This is a genomic window from Streptomyces durhamensis (genome assembly GCF_000725475.1).
GTDB classification, from domain to species: Bacteria; Actinomycetota; Actinomycetes; order Streptomycetales; family Streptomycetaceae; genus Streptomyces; species Streptomyces filipinensis.
The window spans coordinates 184,340-200,253 of sequence record NZ_JNXR01000015.1; the positions used below are offsets into that span (position 1 = coordinate 184,340).

At 73.2% G+C, this 15,914-nt stretch carries 17 protein-coding genes; 10 read left to right on the forward strand and 7 right to left on the reverse strand.

Features of this window, described 5'->3' with window-relative positions:
• Positions 1 to 41 precede the first annotated feature (41 nt).
• Complete coding sequence (locus tag IO33_RS0122670; protein WP_051926905.1) at positions 42 to 1,202, reverse strand: CaiB/BaiF CoA transferase family protein; 1,161 nt, start codon at positions 1,200 to 1,202, stop codon at positions 42 to 44.
• Positions 1,203 to 1,496: 294 nt separating this feature from the next.
• Between IO33_RS0122670 and IO33_RS0122675 the strand changes: the two genes are divergently transcribed.
• Together IO33_RS0122675 and IO33_RS0122680 are read left to right on the forward strand one after the other, a co-directional pair.
• Positions 1,497 to 2,696: a saccharopine dehydrogenase family protein gene (locus IO33_RS0122675; RefSeq protein ID WP_031167894.1), complete on the forward strand. Its 1,200-nt coding sequence runs from the start codon at positions 1,497 to 1,499 to the stop codon at positions 2,694 to 2,696.
• A gap of 114 nt (positions 2,697 to 2,810) precedes the next feature.
• The gene (locus tag IO33_RS0122680) at positions 2,811 to 2,999 is read left to right on the forward strand and encodes a hypothetical protein (RefSeq protein WP_031167896.1); all 189 of its coding nucleotides are present in this window, start codon (positions 2,811 to 2,813) and stop codon (positions 2,997 to 2,999) included.
• Here IO33_RS0122680 and IO33_RS0122685 read toward each other — a convergent pair.
• Positions 2,963 to 3,703, reverse strand: coding sequence for an endonuclease V (locus tag IO33_RS0122685; RefSeq protein WP_031167897.1), 741 nt, complete (start codon positions 3,701 to 3,703; stop codon positions 2,963 to 2,965). The genes IO33_RS0122680 and IO33_RS0122685 overlap by 37 nt on opposite strands.
• A 60-nt stretch (positions 3,704 to 3,763) precedes the next feature.
• Between IO33_RS0122685 and IO33_RS0122690 the strand changes: the two genes are divergently transcribed.
• On the forward strand, positions 3,764 to 4,060 hold the full coding sequence (locus IO33_RS0122690; RefSeq protein WP_031167899.1) for a YciI family protein: 297 nt from the start codon (positions 3,764 to 3,766) through the stop codon (positions 4,058 to 4,060).
• Positions 4,061 to 4,070: 10 nt separating this feature from the next.
• On the opposite strand, the gene IO33_RS0122695 is transcribed toward IO33_RS0122690, so the two are convergent.
• The gene (locus IO33_RS0122695) at positions 4,071 to 4,409 is read right to left on the reverse strand and encodes a hypothetical protein (RefSeq protein WP_031167902.1); all 339 of its coding nucleotides are present in this window, start codon (positions 4,407 to 4,409) and stop codon (positions 4,071 to 4,073) included.
• A gap of 78 nt (positions 4,410 to 4,487) precedes the next feature.
• Positions 4,488 to 5,555 carry a WD40/YVTN/BNR-like repeat-containing protein gene (locus tag IO33_RS0122700; protein ID WP_031167904.1) on the reverse strand — a complete coding sequence of 356 codons (1,068 nt, stop codon included), beginning with the start codon at positions 5,553 to 5,555 and terminating at the stop codon, positions 4,488 to 4,490.
• A gap of 246 nt (positions 5,556 to 5,801) precedes the next feature.
• On the opposite strand from IO33_RS0122700, the gene ssgD reads away from it, so the two are divergent.
• The gene (gene ssgD / locus IO33_RS0122705) at positions 5,802 to 6,218 is read left to right on the forward strand and encodes a spore wall synthesis regulator SsgD (protein WP_031167906.1); all 417 of its coding nucleotides are present in this window, start codon (positions 5,802 to 5,804) and stop codon (positions 6,216 to 6,218) included.
• 282 nt (positions 6,219 to 6,500) lie between these two features.
• Positions 6,501 to 8,126, forward strand: coding sequence for an ABC-F family ATP-binding cassette domain-containing protein (locus IO33_RS0122710; RefSeq protein ID WP_031167908.1), 1,626 nt, complete (start codon positions 6,501 to 6,503; stop codon positions 8,124 to 8,126).
• 92 nt (positions 8,127 to 8,218) lie between these two features.
• Here the strand turns inward: IO33_RS0122710 and IO33_RS0122715 are convergent, their stop codons facing one another.
• Complete coding sequence (locus tag IO33_RS0122715; protein WP_031167910.1) at positions 8,219 to 8,734, reverse strand: hypothetical protein; 516 nt, start codon at positions 8,732 to 8,734, stop codon at positions 8,219 to 8,221.
• 135 nt (positions 8,735 to 8,869) lie between these two features.
• On the opposite strand from IO33_RS0122715, the gene IO33_RS0122720 reads away from it, so the two are divergent.
• The 4 genes from IO33_RS0122720 (at position 8,870) to IO33_RS0122735 (ending at position 13,443) form a co-directional block, all read left to right on the forward strand.
• Positions 8,870 to 10,144 carry a sensor histidine kinase gene (locus tag IO33_RS0122720; RefSeq protein ID WP_031167913.1) on the forward strand — a complete coding sequence of 425 codons (1,275 nt, stop codon included), beginning with the start codon at positions 8,870 to 8,872 and terminating at the stop codon, positions 10,142 to 10,144.
• Positions 10,132 to 10,782, forward strand: a complete 651-nt coding sequence (locus IO33_RS0122725) for a response regulator transcription factor (RefSeq protein ID WP_031167915.1) — start codon at positions 10,132 to 10,134, stop codon at positions 10,780 to 10,782. The genes IO33_RS0122720 and IO33_RS0122725 overlap by 13 nt, the downstream gene beginning before the upstream one ends.
• Positions 10,783 to 11,430: 648 nt before the next feature.
• Positions 11,431 to 12,207, forward strand: coding sequence for a dimethylargininase (ddaH, locus tag IO33_RS0122730; RefSeq protein ID WP_031167916.1), 777 nt, complete (start codon positions 11,431 to 11,433; stop codon positions 12,205 to 12,207).
• A 261-nt stretch (positions 12,208 to 12,468) separates the two neighbouring features.
• Positions 12,469 to 13,443 carry an acyl-ACP desaturase gene (locus tag IO33_RS0122735; RefSeq protein WP_031167918.1) on the forward strand — a complete coding sequence of 325 codons (975 nt, stop codon included), beginning with the start codon at positions 12,469 to 12,471 and terminating at the stop codon, positions 13,441 to 13,443.
• 22 nt (positions 13,444 to 13,465) lie between these two features.
• On the opposite strand, the gene IO33_RS0122740 is transcribed toward IO33_RS0122735, so the two are convergent.
• Positions 13,466 to 13,711, reverse strand: coding sequence for a WhiB family transcriptional regulator (locus tag IO33_RS0122740; protein ID WP_031167920.1), 246 nt, complete (start codon positions 13,709 to 13,711; stop codon positions 13,466 to 13,468).
• A gap of 267 nt (positions 13,712 to 13,978) precedes the next feature.
• Between IO33_RS0122740 and IO33_RS0122745 the strand changes: the two genes are divergently transcribed.
• Positions 13,979 to 14,770, forward strand: coding sequence for a VOC family protein (locus IO33_RS0122745; protein WP_031167925.1), 792 nt, complete (start codon positions 13,979 to 13,981; stop codon positions 14,768 to 14,770).
• A 10-nt stretch (positions 14,771 to 14,780) separates the two neighbouring features.
• Here IO33_RS0122745 and IO33_RS0122750 read toward each other — a convergent pair whose 3' ends face one another.
• Positions 14,781 to 15,887, reverse strand: coding sequence for a LacI family DNA-binding transcriptional regulator (locus tag IO33_RS0122750; protein ID WP_031167933.1), 1,107 nt, complete (start codon positions 15,885 to 15,887; stop codon positions 14,781 to 14,783).
• Positions 15,888 to 15,914 lie beyond the last annotated feature (27 nt).

Here is a 15,914-nt window from a genome sequence, read left to right on the forward strand (position 1 = left end):
TGTGCCTTTCCGAGAGGGTGGGGCGAGCGGGGGCGGGCGGGTCAGCCGGCGTCGGTGACCGGTTCCTCGTTCACGGGTGCGGGTGTCCCCCAGTCGCGGGCCACCGTCTCCGTGTCGGCGCCCGGCAGGGCGGGGCCGGTGCGGACGGCGGTGGGGGTGGCGGAGAAGCGGGGGGCGGGGGCGGGCTGGGTGATGCCGGCGTGGTCGGTGAAGGTGCCGCGGGCGGCGAGGTGCGGGTGGTGCGGGGCCTCGCGCAGGGACAGCACGGGGGCCACGCAGGCGTCCGTTCCCTCGAAGACGGCCGTCCACTCGTCCCTGGTGCGTGCCGCGAAGCGGGCGGCGATCCGCTCGCGCAGTTCGCCCCAGCGCGTCCAGTCCTTGCGGGCGGGCACGAGGTCCTCCAGGCCGAGCAGGCGCAGGAACTCCTCGTAGAACCGCTCCTCCAGGGCGCCGACCGCCATGTACCTGCCGTCGGCGGTCTCGTAGGTGCCGTAGTAGGGGCAGCCGCCGTCGAGGAGGTTGGCCCCGCGCCGGTCCTGCCAGCCGCCGGCCGCGAGCATGCCGTGGATCATCGCGGACAGATGGGCCGTGCCGTCGACGATGGCGGCGTCGACGACCTGTCCGGTGCCGCCCGCGCGCGCGTGGTGGAGGGCGGCGAGGACGCCGACCACCAGGTAGAGGGAGCCGCCCGCGTAGTCGCCGAGGAGGTTGGCGGGAACGGCCGGGGGCTCGCCCGGGCGGCCGATCATGCCGAGGGTGCCGGTGAGCGCGATGTATGCGACGTCGTGGCCCGCGCGGTCGGCGAGGGGGCCGTCCTGGCCCCAGCCGGTCATCCGGCCGTAGACCAGGCGGGGGTTGCGGGCGTGGCACTCCTCGGGGCCGATGCCGAGCCGCTCGGCGACGCCCGGGCGGTAGCCCTCGATGAGGATGTCGGCCCGCTCGGCGAGCTCCAGCACGCGCGCGGGGCCGTCCGGGGACTTCAGGTCGACCAGGATCGAGCGCTTGTTGCGGTTGGTCACGTCGTGGGCGGGGTCGATGCCGAGGCCGGGGCCGCCCGGCCGGTCCACGCGGACCACGTCGGCGCCCAGGTCCGCCAGGAGCATGGCGGCGAACGGGCCCGGCCCGATGCCGGCCAGCTCCAGTACGCGCACACCCAGGAGCGGACCGCTGCCCGGCGTCGCCGGCGTCCCTGCCGTCGTCATGCGTCCAGCCCCCTGAGCATGTGTGACACAACTGATGTAACACCGGTGATGCTAAGAACGCGTTCCACCGGACACAAGACCCAACGAGCAAGCGCTTAGCCAAGTGCCCGGCCACGCGCCGATCACCCGGGAGGGTGAGCGGCCGCCGCGGCGCGGCTCGCGTGGTTTCTCCCGCTTTCTCAGGGCGTTCCCGACTGCGCCCACCGCTGCCTCCGGGCTGGTCGTCGTCGCTGACTCCGCCCACGCTAGCCTCAGCCACCGACAGCGGCGCGATCTGCGGGACGAAGGGGTGTCATGAGCAGGCTGAACAGGGCGGACCGTCCCTACGACCTCGTGCTCTTCGGAGCGACCGGCTTCGTCGGCACCCTCACGGCGGAGTATCTCGCCGCGCATGCGCCGGAGGACCTGCGCTGGGCGGTGGCCGGGCGCGACGAGGGGAAGCTGGAGCGGCTGCGCGAGCGGCTGCCCGGCGGCGCGCGGGTCGGCGTCCTGCGCGCCGACGTGAGCGAACCGGCCGGCCTGCGCGCCCTCGCCGAGCACGCGCGCGTGGTGGCCACGGCCGTCGGGCCGTACGTGCTCCACGGCGAGGAGCTGGTCGCCGCCTGCGCGGACACCGGGACGGACTACCTGGACCTGACCGGCGAGCCGGAGTTCGTGGACCTGATGTACGTCCGGCACGACACCCGCGCGCGGGAGACGGGCGCGCGTCTGGTGCACGCCTGCGGCTTCGACTCCGTGCCCCACGACCTGGGCGTGTACTTCACGGTCCGGCAGCTCCCGGAGGGCGTGCCGCTGACCGTGGACGGCTATGTGACCGCCGACGCCGCCTTCTCCGGGGGCACCCTGGCCTCGGCGCTGAACCAGTTCGCGCGCGGCCGGCAGCTGCTGGCCGCGGCGCGCGAACGGGGCCGGCACGAGCCGCGGCTGATGGGACGCCGGGTCGCGGCGCCGACGGGTGCGCCCCGGTTCGCCCGGGAGGTCGGCGCGTGGGCGCTGCCGCTGCCGACCATCGACCCGCAGATCGTGCGCCGCTCGGCGAAGGCGATCGAGCGGTACGGCCCCGACTTCCGCTACCGGCACTACGCGGCGGTGCGGCACCTGCCGGTCGCCCTCGGCGGGGTCGCCGCCGTCGGGGCGGTGCTGACGGCCGCCCAGCTGCCGCCCGCGCGGCGCTGGTTGTCGGGCCAGCTGCGGCCGGGGGACGGGCCGAGCCCGGAGCGGCGGGCGAGGAGCCGCTTCGCGGTGCGCTTCGTCGGCGAGGGCGGCGGGCGGCGCGTGTGCACGGAGGTCGCGGGCGGCGACCCCGGCTACGACGAGACGGCGAAGATGTTCGCCGAGGCGGCCCTGTGCCTGGCCTTCGACGACCTGCCGCCGACGGCCGGTCAGGTCACCACGGCGCAGGCGATGGGCGACGCCCTCACCGGGCGGCTGCGGGCCGCGGGCATCACCTTCCGGGTGGCGGCCACCGGCCCGGCCGCCTCATCGCCCGTTTGAGACTCGCGCACCCGGAAGTCCCGGCTGTCCGCGGCCACTGCCCGGAAAGTCTCACAGGGCCTTTCAATGACACGATGGAGTCCCGGGCAAAGAGCCGAAGGAGGCGGGCCAGGCATGAAGTTCGTGCTCGAAGTGACCGTGGACGAGGACGCGCCGGCGCAGGACCGCGCCGGCGAACTGGGGCGGATCCTGCGCTACTGGGGCGGCAACCTGCACCACTACGCCCTCGAACCCGGCGACGGCTCGGCCGTCTACGACGCGGCGTATCAGGAGGTCGGCGCCTGGCGGGTCGTGGCCTCCTGAGCTCCGCCCCCGGTGCCCCCCACCGCCTCGCGAAGCGCACGGCGGCACAGGGCGTCCGCCCGGCGCGTGGTCTCCGGCAGCCGGTAGCGGGGGGTGAGGGCCAGGGTGTGGGCCAGCGCGTTGTCCAGGCTCACCCGGTGGCCGACGGAGACGAAGACCGGTTTGACGGCGTCCCGGGTGCGCAGCGCGCGCCCGACCTCCTCGGTCCCCGCGAGCAGCGGCGCGAAAGCGCCCCGCCGCGGGCCGGGCTCGTCGTACGTGAAGGTGAACGGGTTCTTGGCGACGCCGATGACCGGCAGCCCGGTGAGCACACCGAGGTGGCTGGCGAGGCCGAAGCGGCGCGGATGGGCCAGTCCGTAACCGTCGCAGACGACCAGGCCGGGCGGGCACGGCAGCCGGTCCAGGACGGCCCGGACGGTGGGGATCTCACGGAAGGCCAGCAGGCCGGGCACGTACGGGAAGGACACCCGGCCGACGGCCGTCGCCTCGGCCACCACGTCCAGCGTGGCGGCGTCCAGCACGACGGCCGCCGCGGCGACGAGGTCGAGGGTGTCGTCGTAGGCGACGTCGACCCCCGTCACATGGCCCGTCCCGGGCTGCGGCCCGCTCTCGTCGAGCACCACCCGGCCGCGCAGCTCGTCCTGGACGGCGCGGGCCTCTTCCTCGGTCGCGGGCCAGCCCGCGGGTACGCCTACGGTCGTCATGGTGACGCCGACTCTACGGGCCCGGGGCGGCTGTCGGAGCCGGGGGGTAGGCTCGCGATCATGTTCGTTCTGGAGCTGGCCTACACCGCCCCCCTCGACGCCGTCGACGCGCTGCTCGCCGACCATGTGGCCTGGCTGGAGGAGCAGTACGAGAAGGGCTTCTTCCTGGCCTCCGGGCGGAAGAACCCCAGGGACGGCGGTGTGATCCTCGCCGTCGCCGAGGACCGCGCCCGGATCGAGGAGATCGTGGCGGGCGACCCGTTCACCGTCGGCGGTGTGTGCACGTACCGCGTCACGGAGTTCGTCGCCACGAAGACGGCTCCCGAGCTGGCCCGCCACCGGCAGACACCGAACTGAGGCCCGGCGGTCATCCCTTCTTCGCGTTCAGCGCGCGCTGCAGCTGGTCCTTGTTCATGTTCGAACGGCCTTCGATGCCGCGCTGCTTCGCCTCGTTGTACAGCTGGTCCTTGGTCGGGCCCTGGGGGCCGGACCGGTTGCCCGACCGCTGGCCGCCGCGCTTGCCGGACGACATGTCCTGCGTCGAGCTGCGGCTCGCGGTCTCGGACTCGCCGGAGCGGGCGCGTTCCTTGTTGACCGTCCGCGCGGCGATCTCCTTGGCGCGGCCGGCGCTCTCGCCCCGGTCCTGCGCGCTCTTCTTGATGTGTTCGTACTGACGCTCGCGCTTGGAGCTGGAACCGGCGGGCATGACCGCTCCCTTCCTCTGGGTCCTCTGGGTCCTCCTGATTCCCGTGCGGGACGAGTACCCGGTTTCCCGGCGCTCACCTCAGCGTTCCAGCCGGGCCACCCTCCCCTGCTCCCCGGCCGCCCAGCAGCTCAGGTCGGCGGTGCAGGCCACGGTGTCGTACGAGCCGGAGTCGATCGTCCGCCAGGTGCGGCCGGCGTCCGTGGTGAGGTCGGTGCCGGTGGGGCCGACGGCGAGCGCGGCGGTGCGGCTGTGCGGCAGCCAGGCGGCGCCGGAGCGGTAGGCGGGCGGCGGTGTGGCGGCCGGGGTCCAGGTGCGGCCGCCGTCGGCGGTGACGGCGGCCGCCTGCGGCGAGGGCCGGCCGGGGCGGTAGTCGCCGCCGACGGCGAGGCCGTGGGTGCGGTCGCGGAAGGCGAGGGCGAAGACACCCGTGGCGGGATCGCCGGCCGGCACCGGTGTGCCGGCGGCCGTCCAGGTGAGTCCGCGGTCGGCGGAGTGCAGCACGCGCGCGTGGGCGCCGCCGCCCGTGGCCAGCCAGACGTCCTTCGGGCCCGAGGTGACCAGGCACTGGCCGCTCGCCGCGAAACCGGCCTCGCCGTCCAGGGCGGGCGGCATGCCGGCCGAGGGCAGCACCCGCCAGGAGCGGCCGCCGTCGCTCGTGGACAGGACGCGGAACCTCCCGTCCACGGGGTCACCCACCGCGAGGCCGTGCCGCCGGTCGAAGAAGGACAGGCAGTCGTAGAACGCCTTGGGGTCGGTGTTGCGGAAGGACTCCGCCCAGGTCGCTCCGCCGTCGTCGGTGCGGTACACCCGGGACGCCTCGCCCTCGCCGACGGCCAGCACCACCGCGCGCCGCGCGTCGAACGCCTCGACGTCCCGGAACTGCAGGTCCCCCGCGCCCGGCGGAGAGACGTTCCGCCAGCTCGCCCCGCCGTCCGTGGTGCGCAGCACCGTGCCGCCGGTGCCGGCCAGCCAGGCGGTGCGCCGGTCCACGGCCGCGAGGCCACGGAAGCGGATCTGCGGGGTACCCGGGTCCTTCGGCGCCCAGTGCGGGCCGCCCGCCCCGAGGGACCCGGCCTCGGCCGCCGGAACGGTCAGCGTGGCCAGCACCGCCCCGCACGCCACCCCCGCCGCCACCAGCCTGCCCATACGTCCTCTGCGTCGCGTGCTCCCCGAACGCCTCATGGCGGGCGAAGCTAGCCCACCGGGCCGGTACCGTCCAGAGGCCGAGCGCCCGCCGTCGCGCGCGAAAACACCCGGTGTCCCACCGTGCATGAAGGCGGTGACCGAGGTCACTCGGTCCGCGTGTGCACGGATCGGCCGGATCCGTCGTCTCTTCCAGTGCCGGGTAGCGCACACCCGGGCGTAGTCCAGCCGTCACGAGGGAGCAAGGCGTTGTCCACCGTCATCGAGCAGCCCGTAGAGGCCCGTCTCGTCGCCGCCGCACCACGCATGCCGAGCATCCCCGCGACGCTGCGCTACGACCGGAGCGATCCGTTCGCCGTCGTCATGACCTTCCCGGCCCCGGCCACCCTGGAGGGTGTCGACGTGTGCTGGACCTTCTCCCGCGAGCTGCTCGCGGCCGGGCTGCACGGCGCCGAGGGCCACGGGGACGTCCGGGTGCGGCCGTACGGCTACGACCGCACCGTGCTGGAGTTCCACGCCCCCGAGGGCACCGCGATCGTGCACGTGCGCTCGGGTGAGATCCGGCGCTTCCTGGAGGCGGCCAACGCACTCGTGCCCGTCGGCCTCGAACACCTCCAGCTCGACCTGGACCACGGCCTGGCCGAACTGATGCGGGACGCCTGCTGAACGCCACGCACGCGTGAAAACGCGTTGACAGCCATCAGGCCCCCTCGTACGGTGTACATCGGTCCTGTTGCCGTCGATTGGAGAAGGACGTTGCTCGTCTGAGGTTCTGAGACATCGCGTCGCACCGGTGAGGTGTGCGCGGCGTACGACCTCGGCGTCCGAGCCGTCCTCCGGCACAGGCCTTTTCACGTTTCACGGCCTTGCCCCACGACCTTTCGGTTCCCGCCTCGCGGTGTCTCGACATGCGCTCACCGACCGCACGACACCCCTCGCGAGGCCCTCATGTCATCTTCCCTCACCTGCACGTCCCTGTCCTTCACCTGGCCCGACGGCACCGCCGTCTTCGACGGCCTGGACGTCGCCTTCGGCCCCGGCCGCACCGGACTCGTCGGCGTCAACGGATCGGGGAAGTCCACCCTGTTGAGACTTCTCGCCGGTGAACTCACGCCGTCCGACGGCACCGTCAAGGCGGTCGGCGAGGTCGGCTGCCTCCCGCAGAACGTCACCCTCGACACCGCGCTCCGTGTCGACCAGGCCCTCGGCATCGCCGAACGGCGGGCCGCGCTGCACGCCATCGAGGCGGGCGACGTCGCCGAGGAGCACTTCGAAACGGTCGGCGACGACTGGGACGTCGAGGAACGCGCCCTGGTCACCCTCGGCGAACTGGGCCTCGGTCACATCGGCCTGGACCGCACCGTCGGCGAGGTCTCCGGTGGCGAGTCGGTGCTGCTGCGACTGGCCGCGCTGCTGCTGCGCCGCCCCGACGTGCTGCTGCTGGACGAGCCCACCAACAACCTCGACCTGTACGCGCGCCGCCGGCTGTACCAGGCCGTCGCCGCCTGGCCGGGCGTGCTGGTCGTGGTCAGCCACGACCGGGAACTGCTCGACCTGGTCGACCAGATCGCGGAGCTGCGCTCCGGGGAGGTCACCTGGTACGGCGGCAACTTCTCGGCCTACGAGGAGGCCCTGGCCGTCGAGCAGGAGGCGGCCGAGCGGATGGTCCGCGTCGCCGAGGCCGATGTGCGCAAGCAGAAGCGCGAACTGGCCGACGCCCAGGTCAAGCTGGCCCGCCGCAAGCGGTACGGGCAGAAGATGTGGGACTCCAAGCGCGAGCCGAAGATCGTCATGGGCGCCCGCAAGCGCGCCGCCCAGGAGTCGGCGGGCAAGCACCGCATCATGCACGAGGAGAAGCTCGCCGACGCCAGGGATCGCCTGGACGAGGCGGTGGAGGGGGTACGGGACGACGACGAGATCCGCGTCGAACTGCCGTACACCGCCGTGCCGCCGGGCCGGCAGGTGCTCACGCTGGAGAACCTGGCGACGGCCTACGGGGCGCGGATCGAGGGGGTCCTCGATCTGCGCGGTCCGGAGCGGATCGCGCTGGTCGGCCGGAACGGCTCCGGCAAGACGACGCTGCTGCGGACGGTAGCCGGGGAGCTGGCGCCGGTCGCCGGGGAGGCGCGGGCGCACGTCCCGTTGCGCTTCCTGCCCCAGCGGCTGGACGTCCTGGACGACGCGCTGACGGTCGCCGAGAACGTGGCCCGGTTCGCGCCGGACGCCACCAACAACCGGATCCGGGCACGGCTGGCCCGCTTCCTGTTCCGGGGCGCGCGAGCCGACCAGAAGGCGGACACCCTGTCGGGCGGCGAGCGGTTCCGGGCGGCCCTGGCCGCGCTGATGCTGGCGGAGCCTGCGCCCCAGCTGCTGCTGCTCGACGAGCCGACGAACAACCTCGACATGGCGAGCGTACGGCAGCTGACCTCCGCCCTGGAGTCGTACGAGGGCGCGCTGCTCGTGGCCAGCCACGACCTGCCGTTCCTGGAGTCGATCGGCATCACCCGCTGGCTGCTGATGGAGGAGGGAGAACTGAAGGAGATCACGCCGGAGGACGTCGGGTATCCCGCCTAGCGTCGGCGGCATGCCCGGGGCGGTGGTGAGGCGGTGCATGGTGTTCTCCGGTGGATTGGTTCGGTCCGTGGCATGTGGCTGCGCGGTCGGCGTCACGCGTGCCGGCTCAGCGCCCGCAGCGCCAGCCGGCCGCACAGCGCGGCGAGCGGCAGCTCGGCGCCGAGCGCCATGGCGACCGCGGTGGCGAAGTCGCCGCCCGGGGCCGCGGTCGTGGTGTCGAACCAGGCGTCCACCACAAGCAGCGCCGCGGTCGCGGCGGCTGCCAGGGCGTGCCGCCGGTCGCCGCGGGCGGCGAGGAGGCCGGTGGCGATCAGGCCGAGCGCCTCCAGCGCGTCGAGCCCGACCCAGGCGACCGGCCAGTGCGCCGCGGTCGCGGTGGCCGGCAGGCCGGTGGCCAGCACGTACAGCCACGGCAGCAGGGCGAGCCCGCAGGCGACCAGCAGCCACCCGGCCCGCCGCATGCCCCGCGCCGGGCGCGGCTCCTCCGCCTCTTCGTGGAGCGGGATGACCTCGGCGCGGTCGAAGCCCTCGGTACCGACCGATTCCTCATCGCACAACACCAGTTGACGCATCGTCTTCCCCCGCTCCCCGCCGGCTCTCCCCTTCACGTGCTCCACCCTCCGCCGCACACCGGGGCGCCGTCAGTCACGCAGGGTTCCGACCCGGGGTGGAGACAAGTGCACCCCCGAACCGGGCGGGAGCGTCATGGCACGGGGATCGCCTGCGGCTTTACCGTTTGGCGCATGCAACTCACCACGTGGCTGCACCTGTTCCTGGGCCGGCCGTTCCGCAGGGCGGGACACCGGACCGCGCTCGTCGCCGCCGGCCTGCCGCTCCACCTCGCCGTGGTGCCCCTGTGGCTCTGGCTGCTCGGCACGATGGCGGCGTTGGTGCGCGCGCCCGGCGCGGTGGCCGTGGCTCCGCTGCCTGTGCTGCTCACGCTCGTGGTGACACCCCTGCTGACCGTCGGGCAGCGGCGACGCTACCGGGCGCTCGTCGGCAAGGACCTCCCGCGCCCCGCCGTACCAGGGCCGGGACGCAACTGGAAGTCGGCGGTGCGCCGGCTGACCGGCCGGGCCTTGTGGCGGCAGGTCTGCTACCACGCCGTGGCGGGTCCGCTGCTCGCCGTCCTGGACCTCGCCGTCCTCGCCGTCTGGGCCGCCGCTCTCGTGGCAGCCTCCATCTACGTGTGGATCTGGGCGCTGCCCCCGCAGTGGCGGGTCACCGACCTCGGGTACACCACGCAGGCCGCGTACATCACCGCCGGCGGCCTCGCCCTGCTGTTCCTCGGGCCCCGGCTGACCGGCGCTCTGGTGCGGCTGGACACCCGGGCGGCCGAGGTCCTGCTCGGCCCCAGCCGCACGGAGAAGCTGGCCCGCCGGGTAGCCGACCTCGCCGAGAGCCGGGCCGGCGTGCTCGACGCCGCCGACGCCGAGCGGCGGCGGATCGAGCGCGACCTGCACGACGGCGCACAGCAGCGCCTCGTCTCACTCGCCGTCAACCTGGGCCTGGCCAGGTCCACCCTCGGCGACCTGCCGGAGGACGCCCGCAAGGTGATCGACGAGGCGCACCGCGAGGCGAAGGAGGCGATCGCCGAGCTGAACAACCTGGTGCGCGGCCTGCATCCGGCCGTCCTCGAGGACCGCGGCCTCGACGCCGCGCTCTCCGGAGTCGCCGCCCGCCTCCCGGTCCCGGTGCGCGTGGCGGTGGACCTGCCGCAGCGCCCCTCACCCACGGTCGAGGCCGTCGCGTACTTCGTGGTCTCCGAAGCCCTGACGAACGTGGTCAAACACGCCCAGGCGACCCGGGCCGACGTGACCGTGGAGCGGATAGGGGAGACACTGCTGGTGGTCGTCGCGGACGACGGCGCGGGCGGCGCGGATCTCGCGGCGGCCGGCGGTGGCACCGGGCTCGCCGGGCTCGCCAAGCGCGTCGCGTCCGTCGACGGCACGTTCTCCTGCCGCAGCCCCGCCGGGGGCCCGACCGTCATCACCGTGGAGCTGCCGTGCGCGCCGTGATCGCCGAGGATTCCCTCTTGCTGCGCATCGGCGTGGTCAAGGTGCTGGAGACGGCCGGCTTCGAGATGTGCGCACAAGTCGCCGACGCGGAAGGGCTGCTGGCAGCCGTCGAGGAGCACCGGCCCGACATCGCCGTGGTCGACGTGCGCATGCCCCCCGGTTTCACCGACGAGGGAGTACGCGCCGCGCTGGTGATCCGCCGCCAGTATCCGCGTACCGCCGTGCTCCTGCTGTCGCAGTACGTGGAGGAGCGGTACGCCGCCGATCTGCTCGCCGCCAACACCTCGGGCGTCGGCTATCTGCTCAAGCAACGCGTCGCCGACGTCGAGGAGTTCGCCGAGGCGGTACGCCGGGTGGCGGCCGGCGGCACCGCGCTCGACCCGCAGGTCGTCGCGCAGCTGCTGGTGCGCCGGCACAGCGATCCGCTCGACCGGCTCACACCGCGCGAGCGGGAGGTGCTGGAGCTGATGGCGGGCGGCCGGTCCAACTCCGGCATCGCCGCCGAGCTGGTGGTGAGCGAGAGCGCGGTCGCCAAGCACATCAACAGCATCTTCACCAAGCTCGACCTGCCCAAGGCCGACGCCGACCACCGCCGCGTCCTGGCGGTGCTGCGCTTCCTGGGCGTCGCGACCGCATAGTGCGCGATCAGGCCGCATGCCCGGTCGACAACGGTGCTGAGCAGCACTCGGGGAATGCGTCGCCTTCGGACAGGTGCTCTCGACCAGGCTTTGCCGCGCTGGGCGCCGAAGGCGGTCGTCAGCGCCTTCGTCCCGGGTTCGGCGGCGCCGGTCACCCTCGACGTGCCAGGCAAGGTCGCCGACTTCCTCCGCGCGGGCGACCTGGAGCCCGCCGAGCGGGCCGCGCTCGACCAAGGGGTGGCCGTACGGCGCGGCCAGGGCTACACCCTGCGCGTCACGGCCGTGCCGGCGATCCACCGCCAGCTCCTCGCCCGCTGCCAACCGCTCGACGGGGGCCAAGGGATCCCCCGCCGTCCCTGTCCAGCGCAAGGCCCGACGCGCGTACGAAAACCGCGTCACCCGCCTCGGAGCCCCGGCCTGACCAAGGTCACTGGCTTGGCGTCAACCGCTGTACCGATGTTCCCCGAGGTCGGAGCACGACCTCGAGAACGCCGGTCTCCGCATGACGAGGTGTGACGTCTCAGGAGGGGCACAGCCTGACAACGAGGGTTTTGTCCAGGCCGGAGCGGACTGCATGATGGCGGACCGGTGCCGCAACCAGCGGCGCCGCCGCCGCACCGCCGACCGCACCGATTCGAAAGGCCCCTCGTGCCCAGCAAGAAGGCCCTCGTCCGCCGCCCCAGCCCCCGCCTCGCCGAAGGCCTGGTGACGCACATCGAGCGGGAGAAGGCCGATGCCGGGCTCGCCGTCGAGCAGTGGGAGGCCTACGTCGAGGCCCTGCGCACGCACGGCTGGGAGACCATCGAGGTGGATCCGGCCGACGACTGCCCGGACTCGGTGTTCGTCGAGGACACCGTCGTCATGTACAAGAACGTGGCGTTGATCACCCGCTCCGGCGCGGAGTCCCGGCGCGAGGAGACCGTCGGCGTGGAGGAGGCGGTGGCCCGTCTCGGCTGCTCGGTGAACTGGATATGGGAGCCGGGAACGCTGGACGGCGGTGACGTGCTGAAGGTCGGTGACACGGTGTACGTCGGCCGCGGCGGACGTACCAACGCGGCCGGTGTGCAGCAGCTGCGGGCCGCGTTCGAGCCGCTGGGCGCGCGGGTGGTCGCCGTCCCCGTGAGCAAGGTGCTGCACCTGAAGTCGGCGGTGACCGCGCTGCCCGACGGCACGGTGATCGGGCACATCCCGAAGGTCGACCGGCCGTCGCTGTTCCCCGGTTTCCTGTCGGTGCCGGAGGAGGCCGGCGCGCATGTGGTACTGCTCGGCGGGCACAAGCTGCTGATGGCGGCGAGCGCCCCGAAGACGGCGGAGCTGCTGACCGATCTCGGCTACGACGTGGTCACGGTCGACATCAGCGAGTTCGAGAAGCTGGAGGGCTGTGTGACCTGTCTCTCGGTACGCCTGCGGGAGCTGTACGCCTGATCGGGGGAACCCGTCACCCCGACAGCCCCTGGGTCATGGGTCCTGGTGCCGTCGGTACGCCTGTGAGAGCGTTGACGAAAGCGGACGTAACACGCCGGGAGGACCCGTCTCGGCCCTGCTGATCAGCGATGTTTACGACGTCCTTAACCTACGGCTTCGTAACCTACGGCTTCGTAGCCTACGATCTCGTAGGTTTCCGGCACCGCTCGCCGGACCGTTGCCTTTTTCTCCCCCGTTGTTCGGCGTCCCTCTGGAGTTCCTGTGACGATCACTTCTCCTCACCTCGGCAGCCCGTCCGCCTGGACCGACGCGCGGCTGCTGTTCGCGCTGGAGGAAGTGGTCGAGACCGAACTGAACCGGCATCTGAAGGTCGCCAAGGACTGGATGCCGCACGAGTACGTGCCGTGGAGCGACGCCCGCAACTTCCCGGGCCTCTTCGAGGACGGCGAGGCCTGGGGCAAGGAGCAGTCCAAGGTGACCGAGGTGGGCCGCATCGCCCTCGTCGTCAACCTGCTGACCGAGGACAACCTGCCGAGCTACCACCACGAGATCGCCACGCTCTTCGGCCGTGACGGCGCCTGGGGCACCTGGGTGCACCGCTGGACGGCCGAGGAGGGCCGGCACGGCATCGTGATGCGTGACTACCTGCTCGCCTCGCGCGCGGTGGACCCGGACAAGCTGGAGCAGTTCCGCATGTCCCACATGAGCGAGGGCTTCGAGTCCGACAACCGGCACTCGATGCTGCACTCGATCGCCTACGTCGCCTTCCAGGAGCTGGCCACCCGCATCTCGCACCGCAACACCGGTCACCAGTCCGGCGATCCGGTCTGCGACCGCATGCTGGCCCGCATCGCGACCGACGAGAACCTGCACATGGTCTTCTACCGCAACCTGCTGAAGTCCGCCTTCGAGCTGGCCCCCGACCTGACCATGCAGGCGGTGCGGGACGTGGTCGTCAACTTCCGGATGCCCGGGCACGGCATCCCCGGCTTCGAGCGGGCCGCCGCCCAGATGGCCATCGGCGAGGTGTACAACCTGCGCATCCACCACGACGACGTGCTGCAGCCGGTGCTGCGCTTCCTGAAGGTCATGGAGATCGACGGCCTCGGCCCCGAGGGGCGCCAGGCGCAGGAGGAGCTGGGCCTGTTCCTGGGTGGCCTGGACGCGGAGGCCGCCAAGTTCGACGAGAAGCTGGCCGCCCGCAAGGCCCGTATGGCGGCGCGCGCCGGGGCCTGAGGCCCGGGACGGCGGTGCGGTGTCAGCGGGAGGTGCGGCGCAGAGCGAGGCGTTCCTTCTCCGAGAGGCCGCCCCAGACGCCGAAGCGCTCGTCGTTGGCCAGCGCGTAGTCCAGGCAGGCCGGGCGCAGCTCGCACATGGCGCAGATGCGCTTCGCCTCGCGCACCGAGCTGCCGGGCTCGGGGAAGAAGAAGTCCGGCCCGGTCTGCGCGCACAGGGCCTGCGCCTGCCAGGTGTCATCGGCCGGAGTGATCGTTTCGAAGTGCATGGACAGGATCGTGCCGCGCGGCGAAAAACGTTCGATCAACGCCGGGTCAACGCTGCCGCCAGGGCTTCCGCCGTTGCGATGATCCTCCCCGGACCCCACCGGCGCACGGCGGCGCGCGGGGCGACCCGGATTCCGGGGGCGTGCCCGGTCACCCGGCGGGAGAGCGGAGGCCGGTCCGGCACGTGGCGGCGTTGCGGCGGCGATTGTCGGTGGGCGGTGCCAGACTCGGCAGTGCAGAGGACGGGACCCCTTCCGAGGAGGGCGACGATGCTCACCACCCGCTTCGTCAACGGCGCGCCGAACTGGATCGACCTCGGCACCCCGGACATCGACGGTGTCCTCTCCTTCTACGGCGGCCTCTTCGGCTGGCAGTTCCAGTCGGCGGGGCCCGACGCCGGAGGGTACGGCTTCTTCCAGCTGGGCGGCAGGACCGTCGCGGGCGGTATGCCGTCCGGCCCCGAACAGGGCCCGCCCGCCTGGACGGTGTACTTCCGGAGCGAGGATGCGCAGGCCACCGCCAAGGCCGCCGAACAGGCCCACGGCCACGTGCTGTTCCAGCCGACGGACGTGATGGGCCAGGGCCACATGGCGGTCCTCGCGGACCGGGCGGGCGTACCGTTCGGGATCTGGCAGCCGGCGCGGACCCAGGGCGTCGACGTGGCGAACGAGCCGGGTGCGCTGTGCTGGGTCGAGCTGTGCACCCCGGACATCGCGGCGGCCGCCGCCTTCTACCACCGGGTGCTGGGTCTGGAGACCTCCGCCGTGCCCTTTCCGGGCGGGACGTACACCTGTGTCAACCCGGCCGACGGCGGGGAGGACGCGATGTTCGGCGGGATCGTGCCGCTGGCCGACGCCCCGGCCGAGGCCGAGGGCGGCCCGCACTGGCTGCCGTACTTCGAGGTCACGGACACCGACGCGGTGGTCGACACGGCACGGCAGCTCGGCGGCGCGGTGCGCATGCCGGCGACGACCCTGGAGGGCGTCGGCCGCATCGCCAAGCTCAGCGACCCGTACGGCGCCCGCTTCGCGGTGATCAGAAGCGCGCCGCGACAGGGCTGAGCCGGGCCGGCTAGGCGGAGGTGCGGCGTATCAGGGTGGTCGGGAGGATCACGCCGCCGGCCGGTGGCGGGGTCGCCGGGGCGCCGGTGCGGTCGCGGCCGTCGGCCAGGCCGCGCAGCAGCAGGCGGGCCATCAGGCGGCCCATCTCCTCGATGTCCTGACGGACCGTCGTCAGCGGCGGGTCGGCCTCTTCGGCGACGGGCAGCATGTCGTCGAACCCGATCACGGCCACGTCCTCGGGCACCCGCCGGCCGCTCGCGCGCAGCACGCGCAGGGCACCGAGCGCGGTGAGGTCGTTGGCGGCGAACACGGCGTCCACGTCCGGGCACCGGCCGAGGAGTTCCCGCATGGCGCGTTCACCGCCGGACGGGGTGAAGTCGCTCTCCACGACCAGCCGGGGGTCGTTCCCGCCCGGCACCTCGCCCATGACGTCCCGGTAGCCGTCGAGCCGGTCCACCGCCGAGGTCTGGTCCAGCGCCCCGGTGAGGTGCGCGACGCGTCGGCGGCCGAGGTCCACCAGGTGCCGTACGGCCGTGCGTGCCCCGCCCCGGTTGTCGCAGTCGACGTACACCACGCCGGGTCCCGGACCGCGCCCCGTACGCGTGGCGCGCGCCGGCCCGTCCGCCCCGCCGTCGTCGCTCCAGCCCGGCCGTCCGCCGAACACGGTGGGCACGCCGACCTGGCGGATGAGGCCGGGCAGCGGGTCGTCCAGGTGCAGGGAGAAGACGAGCGCGCCGTCGACGTGGCCTCCGGCGAGGTACCGGGCCACGCGCGCGTGATCGTCACGGCCCTCGGTGAGCAGCAGCACCAGCTGGTTGTCGTGGGCGGTCAGTTCCTTGCTGATCCCGCGCAGCTGCAGGGCGAAGAAGGGGTCGGCGAAGACCCGGGTCTCGGGCTCGGCGATGACGACCGCGACGGCGTCGTGCCGTCTCGTGACGAGGCTGCGCGCCGCCTGGTTGGGGACGTACCCCAGCTCCGCCACGGCCTGCCGGACCCGCTCGGCCACGGGTTCGCGCACCCCGTCGCCGCCGTTGACGACCCGGGACACGGTGGCCCGGGACACACCGGCCCGCGCGGCCACGGCCTCCAGCGTGGGACGCGACACTGCCTCGGTCACTTCGGGACTCCTCATCGGCGGCTGCCG